Below are 12043 nucleotides of genomic sequence, written 5' to 3' on the forward strand. Positions count from 1 at the left end.
TAATCCTGGCGGGGTCGCGCGCGGGGGGAGAGACGGCCGCGCTGATCATGATCGGCGCGTTCACGTTCATCGCGTTCGACAACACGAGCCCGTTCGAAGACTTCACCACGGTGCCGATCCAGATCTACAACTGGACGATCCGTCCGCAAGAGGCGTTCCGCCAGAACGCGGCGGCGGCCATCATCGTGCTGATGGCCGCGGTACTCACGCTCAATCTCATCGCGGCGGTGATCCGAGAGCGCTTTCGTCGAGACTAAGGTAGGATAGGGGGAACCAGCGTGACGGAGCTGAACGTGAAGCTCTTCCGACGCACCGAGGCCCTGGCGGACCGCGCGCAGACGCGCCCGCCGACACCCGAGCCGGCGCAGGGAACGAGGGAACACATCATCACGCCGCCCGAGCCGGCGGTCTTCGAGCTGGCGGGCCTCAGCTTCTGGTACGGCCACAAGCGCGCGCTGGCCGACATCAGCATCGACTTTCCGGTGAACAAAGTGACGGCACTGATCGGGCCCTCGGGCTGCGGGAAGACCACGCTGCTCCGCTGCCTGAACCGGATGAACGACCTGATCCCCGGCGTACGCGTCGAAGGGGATGTCCGGTATCGAGGCGAGGAGATCTACACCCCCGGCATCGACCCGGTGGAGGTGCGCCGGCGCATCGGAATGGTGTTCCAGAAGCCGAACCCGTTCCCCAAGACCATCTTCGAGAACGTCGCCTACGGACCGCGCATCCACGGCACCGCCAGCGGCAAGGCCGAGCTGGAGGCCATCGTCGAGAGCTCGCTGAAGCGCGCCGGCCTTTGGGCGGAGGTGGCCGACCGGCTGCACCAGCCCGGCACCGGCCTCTCCGGAGGTCAGCAGCAGCGTCTGGTCATCGCCCGCGCCATCGCCGTGTCGCCCGAGGTGATCCTGATGGACGAGCCCTGCTCGGCGCTGGACCCCATCGCCACGGCGCGGATCGAGGAACTGATCGACGAACTGCGCAACCAATACTGCATCGTCATCGTCACCCACTCCATGGCCCAGGCTGCGCGGGTCTCGCAGAAGACCGCCTTCTTCCACCTGGGCAAGCTGGTGGAGGCCGGTCCGACCGGCGAGATCTTCACCAACCCCCGGGACAACCGCACCCAGGACTACATCACCGGCCGGTTCGGCTAGAGGGCGTCATGAACGAGCACATCGTCAAATCCTACGAAGACGAGCTGAACACCCTCACCGCCGAGTGCGCCCGCATGGGCGGCCTTTGCGAGGCCCAGGTCAGCGACGCCATCGACGCCGTGGTCAAGCGCGACCAGGCCGCCGCCGAACTGGTGGTCGGCCGCGACGAGCGACTGGACGTGCTGGAGGCCGATATCGAGCGAAAGGCCATCCGCCTGATCGCCCTGCGCCAGCCCATGGCCAACGACCTGCGCAAGACCGTGGCGGCGATGAAGATCGCCTCCAACCTGGAGCGCTGCGGAGACCTGGCCAAGAACATCGCCAAACGCACCCTGGTGCTGACCGAGGCCGAGCCGATCACCCCGCTGACCCGATCCATCGAACGCATGGGCAAGCTGGTCCTGGGCCGATTGAAGGACGTGCTGGACGCCTATACCGGCTCCGACCTCGACCGGGCGCTCGCCGTCTGGACGCGGGACGACGAGGTGGACGAGCACTACAACAGCCTGTTCCGCGAACTGCTGACCTACATGATGGGCGATCCGCGCACGATCACCGCCTGCGCCCACCTGCTGTTCGTGGCCAAGAACCTCGAGCGGATCGGCGACCACGCCACCAACATCGCCGAGATCATCCACTACGAGATCACCGGCGAGGAGATGATCTCCGCCGACCGACCCAAGACCGACGCCCTACGCGTCTAGGAGGCTCTAGTTGACGCCGCATATTCTGGTGGTCGAGGACGAAGACGCCCTCTCGACCCTGCTGCAGTACAATCTCGACAAGGAAGGCTACGAGGTCGCCGTCGCCGCCGACGGCGAGGAAGCCCTGACCCTGGTCTCCGAGCGCCTGCCCGACATCATCGTCCTGGACTGGATGCTGCCGAAGGTCTCGGGCATCGAGGTCTGCCGCCGCCTGCGCCAGCGCCCGGAAAGCCGCAACGTGCCGATCATCATGCTGACGGCCCGGGGCGAAGAGAGCGACCGGATCCGCGGCCTGGACACCGGCGCCGACGACTACATCGTCAAGCCCTTCGCCATGAGTGAGCTGTCGGCCCGCATCCGTGCGGTGCTGCGCCGCATCCGGCCGGGCCTGGCCGAGGACCGCGTCCATATCGGCGACCTGGTCATCGATCGCGTCGCGCATCGTGTGAAGCGGGCCGGCAAGGAGATCCACCTGGGCCCCACCGAGTTCCGGCTGCTGGACTATCTGATGCAGCACCCTGGCCGGGTGTTCTCCCGTGAACAGCTGCTGGACGCGGTCTGGGGCTCGGATGTCTATGTCGAGGCCCGCACCGTCGACGTCCACGTGGGCCGCCTGCGCAAGGCGCTGAACCGCGAGGAAGCCGCCGATCCCATCCGCACCGTGCGCTCGGCGGGCTATTCCCTGGATATGGACGCGTAGGCGGAATTCCCCGAACGATGCTATCGTCTCTCACCCATCAGGGGAGGGCCGGATGCTGAAGCTGGACCACGTGGTGTTTCCCGTGCGTGACGCGGGCAGGAGCCTCGCCTTCTACCGCGACATCCTGGAGCTGCCGCTGGTCGACGCCCATGAGGGCGACGACTGGGGTTCCTATCCCTGGCTGATGATGATCTTCGCCCTGCCGGACGGCGGCGAGATCGTGCTGGTCGAGCTGAAGGACGCGCCGCGGCCCAGGTACAAGGACCTGCCCAGGGACGTGCGGCACTACGCCATGGCTGAGGGATCGATCGCCGACCTCGTGAGGTGGCGCAAGAAGCTGCGCACGGCCGATGTGCGCTACTGGGAAGAGGACCACGGCGCGCAGCAGTCGATCTATTTCGAGGATCCGGACGGCGTCGTCCTCGAAATCACCGCGCCGCCCAGCCAGCCTGGGGACGCCCCCTCCGCCCGCGCCGCGCGCGCGGTCCAGCGGTGGCTCGGCGCCCAGCCCCAGGCTTGACCGCCGCGCCCCTGCGCGCCAAAGCGGCCCCATGAACATCCTCCTCGTCGGCTCGGGCGGGCGCGAACACGCGCTGGCCTGGAAGATCGCGGCCTCGCCGCTCACCAGCCGCCTGGTCATGGCGCCGGGCAATCCAGGTATGGCCGCGCTGGGCGAACTTCGCGCGATCAAGCCGACCGACGTCCGGGCCCTGGTCGACCTGGCCCGCGAGATCGCCGCCGACCTGGTGGTCATCGGGCCGGAGGTCGCCGTGGAGGCGGGCCTCGCAGATGCGCTCAACCAGGCCGCCATCCCCTGTTTCGGCCCCGTGGCCCGGGCCGGCCAACTGGAGAGCTCCAAGGCCTTCACCAAGGCGTTTACCGACCGCCACGGCCTGCCGACTTCGGCCTATGCGGTCTGCGACACCGCCGACCAGGCCAAGGCGGCCCTGGCCGGCTTCACGCCGCCCTATGTGATCAAGGCCGACGGCCTGGCGGCCGGCAAGGGCGTGGTGATCGCCGAGGACCTGGCCACCGCCCACGCCGCCATCGACGACGCCCTGGGCGGCCGGTTCGGCGCGGCCGGGGCCCGGGTGGTGATCGAGGAGTTCCTGCAGGGCGAGATAGGCTCGCTGTTCGCCTTGTGCGACGGCAAGGACTCGATCGTGTTCGGCCAGGCCCAGGACCACAAGCGCGCCTATGACGGGGAGCTCGGCCCCAACACCGGCGGCATGGGCACCTATTCGCCGGCCCCGGTCTTCACCCCCGAGCTGATCGACCAGACTCGCGTCCGGCTGGCCGAGCGGGCCTTCGTCGGGATCGCCGCGGAGGGCGCGCCGTATAAGGGGGTGCTGTTCGTCGAGCTGATGGCCACCGCCGACGGTCCCAAGCTGGTGGAGTTCAACGTCCGCTTCGGCGATCCCGAATGCCAGGTGCTGATGCTGCGCCTGGAGAGCGACCTGGTCCCCTACCTGCTGGCCTGCGCCAACGGGACGCTCGCCAAGCTGCCGGAGCCAAAGTGGCGCGACGAGGCGGCGATCTGCGTGGTGCTGGCCGCCGACGGTTATCCCGACAGCCCGCTGGGCGGCTCGATCATCCGCGGCGCCGAGCAGGACTTCGGCGAGCATGTCGTGGTCTTCCATGCCGGCACGTCGCGCGATCCCGACGGAACCCTGCGCGCGGCTGGCGGACGGGTGCTTAATGTCTGCGCCCGCGGCGCGACCCTGCAGGAGGCCCGCGACAGGGCCTATGCCGCCATCGACCGGATTGACTGGCCCGGCGGGTTCCACCGCACCGACATCGGCTGGCGGGCGCTGGGGGCGCGGTAGTTGACCCTGACGCCTTGCCCCGGCGTGGGGCAGGTCGATATGGTGGTTCAAACAAGCGTACGAACGATCAGGGGAGCGTCATGGCCGACACCGCAGAGCAGGAGCGCGAGGCGCTCAACAGCGGCACCAAGCCCGTGGCCGAGAGCCACCGGTTCGACGAGGCCGCCCTGCTCGGCTGGATGCAGGCCAATGTCGAAGGCTTCCAGGGTCCGCTGGAGGTGCGCCAGTTCAAGGGCGGCCAGTCCAACCCGACCTACCAGTTGATCACGCCGACCAGGAAGTACGTCATGCGGCGCAAGCCGCCGGGCAAGCTGCTGCCTTCGGCCCACGCGGTGGACCGTGAGTACAAGGTTATCACCGCCCTCTATCCCACCGGCTTCCCGGTGGCGAAGTCCTACGGCCTGTGCACCGACGACAGCGTGGTCGGCACCTGGTTCTACGTCATGGACATGGTGGAGGGCCGCATCCTCTGGGACCAGCAACTCCCGCAGTACGAACCGGCCGAGCGGCACGCCATCTACATGGCCAAGATCAACACCCTCGCCGACCTGCACAACACCGACTACGAGGCCATCGGCCTCGGCGACTACGGCAAGCCCGGCAACTATATGGGCCGGCAGGTCGACCGCTGGACCAAGCAGTACAAGGCCTCGGAGACCGAGCACCTCCCGGAGATGGAAAAGCTCATCGAGTGGCTGCCCAAATCCCTTCCGGCGCAGGAGCGGACTAGCATCGTCCATGGCGACTATCGCCTCGACAACATGGTCATCCATCCGACCGAGGCCCGCGTCATCGCCGTGCTCGACTGGGAGCTGGGCACCCTGGGCGAGCCCCTGGCCGACTTCACCTATCTGCTGATGAACTGGGTGAACGGCACGATCGCCACCCTGCCGGACCTGAAGGCTCACGGCATCCCGACCCTCGACGAGGCCGTCGCCGCCTATTGCGAACGCACCAACCGTTCGGGCCTACACGATCTAGACTGGTTCTTCGCCTACAACATGTTCCGCCTGGCCGGGATCTGCCAGGGGATCGTCGGCCGGGTCCGCGACGGCACAGCCAACAGCCCGCAGGCCACGGCCATGGCCGCCCGGGTGCCGCTGCTGGCCGAGTCCGCCTGGAAATACGCCCAGAAAGCAGGGGCTTGAGGCGAAGGCGGGAACCGTCCATGAAGCGCGCCTAGTCCCGCGTTTCGTAAACGAGCTTCCCCCGCATGAGCGATCCGACCGGCTCCCTGGAATCCGTGCGTGCGCCCGAGGCCGAGGCGCCCGCGCTGGCTCCGGCCCGTCCGCCGTTCTGGCGCCGCCGTCCCTGGCAGATCGCCGGCGCGGCCTTGCTCGCGGTCCTGGCCTTCGTGACGTTCCTGGTCTGGTCCCTGCCGCTGGGCCGGGCCCTGGAGCCGCTGAAGAGCCCGACGCTGATCCTGGTCACCGCTGACGGCAAGGACTTCGCCCGACGTGGTTCCTACAAGGAGGCGCCGGTCGACGTGACCAAGCTGCCGCACCATGTGGGCGCCGCCTTCGTCGCCATCGAGGACCGGCGGTTCTACAGCCATTTCGGCATCGATCTGCGGGCCATCGCCCGGGCGGTGCAGCGCAATTCCGAGGCCGGCGGCGTGCGCGAAGGCGCCTCGACCATCACCCAGCAACTGGCCAAGAACGCCTTCCTGACCAACCAGCGCAGCTTCCGCCGCAAGGCCCAGGAGGCGCTGATCGCGCTCTATCTGGAGGCGCGGCTCTCCAAGGACGAGATCCTGTCGCGCTATCTCTCGGCGGTCTATTTCGGCGACGGGGTCTATGGCCTGCGCGCCGCGGCCCGGCACTATTTCGACAAGACCCCCGAGACCCTCAGCCTGGGTGAATCCGCCATGCTGGCCGGGATGGTGAAGGCGCCGTCCAAGCTGGCGCCCACCGAGGATCTGCCCGCCGCCCGGGCGCGCGCGCGGATCGTACTGGCCTCCATGGTCGAGGTGGGCGAGATCACTGCGGCCCAGGCCCGCCGGGCCCACGGCGTGCGGGTCCGCGAGGGCCGGGTGAAACTGCCGGTGGGATCCTATTTCGCAGACTGGGTCACCGCCCAGGCCCGGCGCGCCAACGAGCGGGCGTTCGGCGAGGTGCGGGTGCAGACCACCCTCGATTCCGTCCTGCAGGATCGGGCCGAGAAGCTCCTGCGCCGCGCCATCGAGCGCAACGGCTGGGCGAACGTCACCCAGGGCGCGATCATCGCCATGCGGCCCGACGGCCGGGTGGTGGTGATGGTCGGCGGTCGCGACTATCAGCAGAGCCAGTTCAATCGCGCCGTCGACGCCATGCGCCAGCCAGGCTCGGCCTTCAAGCTGTTCGTCTACCAGGCGGCCCTGCGCCGCGGCATGACCCCCGACAGCATGATCCTCGACGCCCCGGTGGAGATCGGCGACTGGAAGCCTGAGAACCATGAGGGCCGCTACGCCGGCCACGATGTCCGCCTGCGCAACGCCTTCGCCTCTTCGTCCAACGTGGCGGCCGTCCGCCTGGCCCAGCAGGTCGGCCGCGGCGCGATCATCAAGGCGGCCCGCGACATGGGGGTCACGGCCAGGTTCCCCGACGACCTGACCCTGGCGCTCGGCACCGCGCCCATGAGCCTGATGGAGCTGACCGCCGGCTACGCGGCGGTCGCCAACGGCTCCATGCCGGTGACGCCCTATGGCGTGATCCAGGCCGCGGAACCTGCCAAGACGCCGCTGCCTAAGAAGGAACGTGACGAACTGCTCGACCTGTTGCGCAACAGCGTCGTGTTCGGCACCGGCAATACGGCCAACATCTCGCAGTACGCCCACGGCAAGACTGGCACGACCCAAGACTACCGCGACGCGGTGTTCATCGGCTTCGTCGGCGACATGGTCGTGGCCGTTTGGCTCGGCAATGACGACAACAGCCCGATGAAGGGCGTGGCCGGCGGCGGCCTGCCGGCCCGGGTCTGGCGCGAATTCATGGGCGAGGCCATGCGGCTGAAGGCCGTGCGCGTGGCCGGCAAGGTGATCGGCGGCCCACCCGTCCGCGTCGAGGCGCCGGTCGACCTGGAGGCCCTGCCGGAGCTGGAGATTCCCGGGCTGGAGGGCGCGCCGGACGAGGCGCCGGAAGAGCCGCCCGAGCCGGCGGAGAAGACCGCGCCGCCGCCCGAGGAGCCGCTGTACTAGAACCGCGCCAGAAGCTCGCTCAGCGCGGCCTCGTCCTCGAACACCGCCCTCACCGGCCAGGCGGTCACCCGCTCGCGCCAGGCCGGCGGCAGGCGCACCCAGTCTTTCTCGGTGGTGACCAGGCCGGCTCCGAACAAGGTGGCGCGCTGGGCCAAGACCTTCAGGGTGGTCTCGTCATAGGCGAAGTGGTCGGGGAAGGGCACGAAGTCGGCCAGGTCGCAGCCGGCGGCCTTGAGCGCGGTCTCCACCTTCCACGGCATGCCGATGCCCGCGAAGCCGAGCTGCGGCCCGGACGGAGGCGGGGCGGCGGGCAGCAGGCGGGCGATCAGCACCGGCTTGCCCTTGAACACCGAAACCAGTTCGGGGTCCGGCTCCGCCAGGTCGGAGGGCAGCATCAGCACCACGGCGTCGGCGCGGGCCAGGCCCTTGGCCAGGGGTTCGCGCAGGGGGCCGGAGGGGAAGATCGAGCCATCGCCCAGCGGCCAGGCGTTGTTCCGGGTCTCGCCGTCCACCACGACGATGGAGAGTGTCTTCCTGAGGCTGGGGTTCTGGTGGCCGTCGTCCATCACCACCACGCGCGCGCCGGCCGCGGCGGCGGCCCCGGCGCCCTCGATCCGGTTGCTGGCGATCCAGACAGGCGCGTCGGCCGCCAGCATCAGGGGCTCGTCCCCGACCTCGCGGGCGGTGTGGACGGCCGGATCGACCCGCGCCGGGCCACTTAGCGAGCCGCCATGGCCGCGCGACAGGACATGGGCGCCGGGCAGGCGAGCCAGCAGGGCGCGGACCACCGGCGTCTTGCCGGCGCCGCCAAGCGTCAGGTTGCCGACGCAGATCACCGGAACGCCCGGATCGACCGGGACCGTCCGCGCGATTCGCCGGGCGGTCACATAGGCCCAGACCCAGGAGACCGGCTTCAGCAGCAGGCGGCTGACCGGCGCCGGGGCGCCTCTGCGCACATACCACCAGCGAGGCGTGGCGAGCCTCATGCGGGCAGCAGGGGTTCGAGCAAGGCCAGGGCCTGGTCCAGCGCGCCCTGCTGGCGTTCGGCATAGGCCAGGGCCGCCTCGCCGATGCGCGGGGCGATCAGCGGCTCGGTGAGCAGGCCGCGCAGGTGGCGCGCCAGGGCGGCGCCGTCGGCGGCCTCGATGGCGGCCATCTCATCGAACATCTCGCCATAGACGGCGGCGGCGTTGAAGGCGTGCGGTCCGGTGACGATGGGCCGGCCCAGCCGAGCTGGCTCCAGCGGATTGTGGCCGCCGACCCCGGGAACGAAGCTGCCGCCCATGACGACGACGTCGGCCAGTCGGAAAAACAGGCCCATCTCGAACATGGTGTCGGCCACATAGGCGGTGGTCTCGGTCGTGACGGCCTCGCCCACGCCGCGCCGGCTGACAGCGAAGCCCGCCGCGCCCAGGGCCTGCGCCACGTCCCGGCCGCGTTCCATATGGCGCGGTGCGATCACCAGCAGCGCGCCGGTAGCGGCCTCGTTCACCGCGCGGGCGATGATTTCGTCCTCGCCGGGATGGGTGCTGGCGGCGAGTATGACCGTCCGCCCGCCGACGCCGGCGCGCAGCTCGGCGAGCTTGGCCGCGTCGAAGGGCAGGGGCTCGCCCACCTGCTTGAGATTGAGCTGCGGACCCAGGCGCGCGCCGAGCCTGGTCAAACGCGTGGCGGTCTGCGGCTCCTGCGGTAGGACCAGGTCGAACGCGGTGAGCAAGGCCTTGGCGGCGCCGGGCAAACGCGCCCAGCCGTCGGCGCTGGCCTGGGTCATGCGCGCCGACAGCAGGGCCAGCCTCGCGCCTGACGCCTTGGCGCCCAGAATCAGGTTGGGCCAGAGCTCGCTCTCGACGGTCACCACCAGGGCGGGCCGCCAATGGCGCAGGAACCGGCCCACGGCGCCGGGGGTGTCCACCGGGGCGTACTGGTGGATGACGCCCCCCGGTAGCCGCTCGGCCAGCAGCCGGGCGGCGGTGATCGTGCCCGAGGTGACCAGCAGGACCAGGTCGGGCCTGCGCCGACGCAGGGCCTCGACCAGGGGCAGGAGCGAAACGCTCTCGCCGACGCTGACCCCGTGCAGCCAGACCAACGGGCCATCCGGGCGCGGCAGACCCGCATGGCCGAGGCGTTCGGGGAGGCGGGCGGGGTCTTCCTTGCCCCTGGCCGCGCGCTGCTTGAGCACGACGCTCGCGAGCGGGCTCAGGACCCGGGTGAGCGCGCCGTAGAGCGCGAGCGAGAGGGGGGGCAAGGTGGCTCTAGACCGCGTGGGCGGCGGCGAGGCGGCAGGGCTCGGCGCAGCCGATCTCCACCTGCAGGGTGCAGTGGCCGATGCCGAACCTGTGGGCCAGGGCGTCGCAGGTGGCGTGCAGGAAGTCGTCGCCGTCGTCATTGACCGGCCGGGTGAGGTGAGCGGTCAACGCCGTCTCGGTGGTGCTCATGGCCCAGATGTGCAGGTCGTGGACCTCGGTCACGCCGGGCCGCGCGGTCAGCCAGGCGCGCACGGCCTCCACGTCGACGCCCTTGGGCGCGGCGTCCAGGGCCAGGTCGACGGAATCGCGCAGCAGGCCCCAGGTGCCCAAAACGATCACCGCGGCGATCAGCAGGCTGAGCGCCGGGTCGATCCAGAGCAGGCCGGTGACGGCGATCAGGCCCGCGCCCACCACCACGGCGAGGGAAACCCCGGCGTCAGCGGCCATGTGCAGGAAGGCGCCGCGGACGTTCAGGTCGTCGTGACCCTTCATGAACATCAGGGCCGTGGCGGTATTGATGACCACGCCGATGGCCGCGACGATCATCACCGGCGTGGCGGCGATCTCGGCAGGCTCGGCGAAGCGGCGGACGGCCTCGGAAGCGATCACCCCCACGGCCACCAGCAGCAGCACGGCGTTGGCCAGGGAGGCGAGGATGGTGGCCTTTCGCAGGCCGTAGGTGCGCCGGGCGGTGGGCGCGCTCTTGGCCAGCACCGTCGCGCCCCAGGCCAGCAGCAGGCTCAGCACGTCGGAGAGGTTGTGGCCGGCGTCGGCCAGCAGGGCGAGCGATCCGGACCACAGGCCCGCGCCCACCTCGGCCAGCACGAAGGCGAAGTTCAGCCCGACCCCGATGGCGAAGGCGCGGCCGAAGTCCTTGGGCGCATGGCTGTGGCCGCCAGGGCCATGGGCGTGGCCGCTCGCGCCATGACTGTGGTCATGGTGATGGTGGTCGTGACCGTGGTGATGGCCCTGGCCCATGTCCCTATGTGTCACCGCGCGGCTTGCGGATCAACGTAGCCGACCAGGGCCTCGGCCCGGCGAGTGAGCTGCGAGAGCCTGGCCGACCAGTCGACCATCAGGGCGTCGATGGCGCCGTCGTCGGCCTCTGGCGGGACCTGGAGCGGCCCGTCCCAGACCACCGCGCCCTTCCCGAACGGCCGGCCGATCATCGCCCGGTCCCAGCTTCCGGCCCTGGCGGCGGGCGAGACGGCGATGCCCATCATGAACACCGGAGCGCCGGTGCGCTTGGCGATCTGGGCCGCGCCGGGCGCCATGACCTCATTGGGACCGCGCGGGCCATCGGGCGTGACGATCAGCACCCCGCCGTCGGCCACCAGCTTCATGGACTCGCGGAAGGCCGCCACCACGGCTCGGGCCTTGGCGCTGTCGCCCTTCTTGGCCGAGGAGGCTCGGATGGACGGGAACCTGGCGTGGGCCATGGCCTGGGCGAAGAACTCGCCGTCGCCGGAGGGCGAGACCAGGCACGCGCGAGGCTTCCTCCACCAGACCTTGGCCACGGCGAGCGCCACCGGGATGCGGCCATGCCAGCACAGGGCCAGCGCCCCCTCGCCGGAGGCTAGCACGCCATCGACACACTCGATGTTCTCGTGGCGCCAGCGCACCGTGCGGCGGATCAGCACCATGTAAGCATGCAGAATCCAGCCCAGCGCCACCTGGGTCGCCGGGTGGCGCAACAGCTTCTTCACGCCGCGCTCTCCGCCTCGAGGTCCTGGCTCTGGGCGAGGCGGGCATAGAGGCCGCGGTCCTTGATCAGGCTGTCGTGGTCGCCAGTCTCCACCACCTTGCCCTTGTCGATCACATAGATGCGGTCGGCGCCGCGCACGGTCGACAGGCGGTGGGCGATCAGGATGGTGGTGCGCCCGGCCATCAACCGCGACAGGGCCGCCTGGACCTGGGCCTCGCTCTCGGTGTCCAGGGCGCTGGTGGCCTCGTCGAGCAGCAGGATCGGTGCGTCTTTCAGGCAGGCCCGGGCGCTGGCGTGGTTTAAACCCTGGAAGAATGTTTTGGAATGGAAGCCGCCCTTCGCCAAATGGTTTATCGGCGGGAAACTCAACGCTTCCTATAACTGTCTCGACCGCCACGTTCAAACTGCGCTGCGCAACAAGGCCGCGCTCATCTGGGAAGGCGAGCCGGGGGACACGCGCACGCTGACGTATTACGATCTGTACCGTGAAGTCAATAAACTGGCCAACGCCATGAAAGGTTTGGGTGTGA

12 protein-coding genes and 2 pseudogenes are annotated in these 12043 nt (G+C 69.7%); 9 read left to right on the plus strand and 5 right to left on the minus strand.

Annotated elements, in window-relative coordinates:
* From Q8Q88_RS22985 to Q8Q88_RS23020, 8 genes and pseudogenes are all read left to right on the plus strand, one after another.
* Positions 1-257 (plus strand): annotated as a pseudogene (locus Q8Q88_RS22985) (phosphate ABC transporter, permease protein PstA); the annotation flags it as partial.
* A 126-nt stretch (positions 258-383) separates the two neighbouring features.
* Positions 384-1157, plus strand: coding sequence for a phosphate ABC transporter ATP-binding protein PstB (pstB, locus tag Q8Q88_RS22990; RefSeq protein WP_371129899.1), 774 nt, complete (start codon positions 384-386; stop codon positions 1155-1157).
* 8 nt (positions 1158-1165) lie between these two features.
* A complete protein-coding gene (gene phoU / locus Q8Q88_RS22995; protein WP_305677511.1) occupies positions 1166-1861 on the plus strand; it encodes a phosphate signaling complex protein PhoU in 696 nt (231 codons plus the stop codon).
* Between the two features lie 10 nt (positions 1862-1871).
* Entirely contained in the window at positions 1872-2561 is a 690-nt protein-coding gene (phoB, locus tag Q8Q88_RS23000; protein WP_305677512.1) for a phosphate regulon transcriptional regulator PhoB, read from the plus strand.
* A 52-nt stretch (positions 2562-2613) separates the two neighbouring features.
* A complete protein-coding gene (locus Q8Q88_RS23005) occupies positions 2614-3081 on the plus strand; it encodes a VOC family protein (protein ID WP_305677513.1) in 468 nt (155 codons plus the stop codon).
* Positions 3082-3112: 31 nt separating this feature from the next.
* On the plus strand, positions 3113-4387 hold the full coding sequence (purD, locus tag Q8Q88_RS23010; RefSeq protein WP_305677514.1) for a phosphoribosylamine--glycine ligase: 1275 nt from the start codon (positions 3113-3115) through the stop codon (positions 4385-4387).
* An 80-nt stretch (positions 4388-4467) separates the two neighbouring features.
* Positions 4468-5535: a phosphotransferase gene (locus Q8Q88_RS23015; RefSeq protein WP_305677515.1), complete on the plus strand. Its 1068-nt coding sequence runs from the start codon at positions 4468-4470 to the stop codon at positions 5533-5535.
* A 65-nt stretch (positions 5536-5600) separates the two neighbouring features.
* Entirely contained in the window at positions 5601-7562 is a 1962-nt protein-coding gene (locus Q8Q88_RS23020; protein ID WP_305677516.1) for a transglycosylase domain-containing protein, read from the plus strand.
* Here Q8Q88_RS23020 and lpxK read toward each other — a convergent pair.
* The 5 genes and pseudogenes from lpxK to Q8Q88_RS23045 all read right to left on the minus strand — a co-directional run.
* A complete protein-coding gene (gene lpxK, locus Q8Q88_RS23025) occupies positions 7559-8548 on the minus strand; it encodes a tetraacyldisaccharide 4'-kinase (protein WP_305677517.1) in 990 nt (329 codons plus the stop codon). The genes Q8Q88_RS23020 and lpxK overlap by 4 nt on opposite strands.
* Positions 8545-9807, minus strand: a complete 1263-nt coding sequence (locus tag Q8Q88_RS23030) for a 3-deoxy-D-manno-octulosonic acid transferase (protein WP_305677518.1) — start codon at positions 9805-9807, stop codon at positions 8545-8547. The genes lpxK and Q8Q88_RS23030 overlap by 4 nt, the downstream gene beginning before the upstream one ends.
* Before the next feature lie 7 nt (positions 9808-9814).
* Complete coding sequence (locus tag Q8Q88_RS23035) at positions 9815-10786, minus strand: cation diffusion facilitator family transporter (RefSeq protein ID WP_305677519.1); 972 nt, start codon at positions 10784-10786, stop codon at positions 9815-9817.
* A gap of 11 nt (positions 10787-10797) precedes the next feature.
* Positions 10798-11514: a lysophospholipid acyltransferase family protein gene (locus tag Q8Q88_RS23040; protein WP_305677520.1), complete on the minus strand. Its 717-nt coding sequence runs from the start codon at positions 11512-11514 to the stop codon at positions 10798-10800.
* Positions 11511-11807, minus strand: a pseudogene (locus tag Q8Q88_RS23045) (ABC transporter ATP-binding protein); the annotation flags it as partial. The pseudogene Q8Q88_RS23045 and the gene Q8Q88_RS23040, both read right to left, overlap by 4 nt.
* A gap of 25 nt (positions 11808-11832) precedes the next feature.
* Here Q8Q88_RS23045 and Q8Q88_RS23050 point away from each other — a divergent pair.
* Positions 11833-12043, plus strand: a 211-nt coding sequence (locus tag Q8Q88_RS23050; RefSeq protein WP_305677521.1) for an acetyl-coenzyme A synthetase N-terminal domain-containing protein, incomplete at its 3' end; no start/stop codon positions are given.

This window comes from Phenylobacterium sp., from assembly GCF_030697925.1.
GTDB lineage: Bacteria > Pseudomonadota > Alphaproteobacteria > Caulobacterales > Caulobacteraceae > Phenylobacterium.

Coding starts and splice junctions, on each gene's coding strand:
- phoU (WP_305677511.1), top strand. CDS start 1,166: ATGAACGAGCACATCGTCAAATCCTACGAAGACGAGCTGAACACCCTC.
- Q8Q88_RS23005 (WP_305677513.1), top strand. CDS start 2,614: ATGCTGAAGCTGGACCACGTGGTGTTTCCCGTGCGTGACGCGGGCAGG.
- purD (WP_305677514.1), top strand. CDS start 3,113: ATGAACATCCTCCTCGTCGGCTCGGGCGGGCGCGAACACGCGCTGGCC.
- Q8Q88_RS23015 (WP_305677515.1), top strand. CDS start 4,468: ATGGCCGACACCGCAGAGCAGGAGCGCGAGGCGCTCAACAGCGGCACC.
- Q8Q88_RS23020 (WP_305677516.1), top strand. CDS start 5,601: ATGAGCGATCCGACCGGCTCCCTGGAATCCGTGCGTGCGCCCGAGGCC.
- lpxK (WP_305677517.1), bottom strand. CDS start 8,548: ATGAGGCTCGCCACGCCTCGCTGGTGGTATGTGCGCAGAGGCGCCCCG.
- Q8Q88_RS23035 (WP_305677519.1), bottom strand. CDS start 10,786: ATGGGCCAGGGCCATCACCACGGTCACGACCACCATCACCATGACCAC.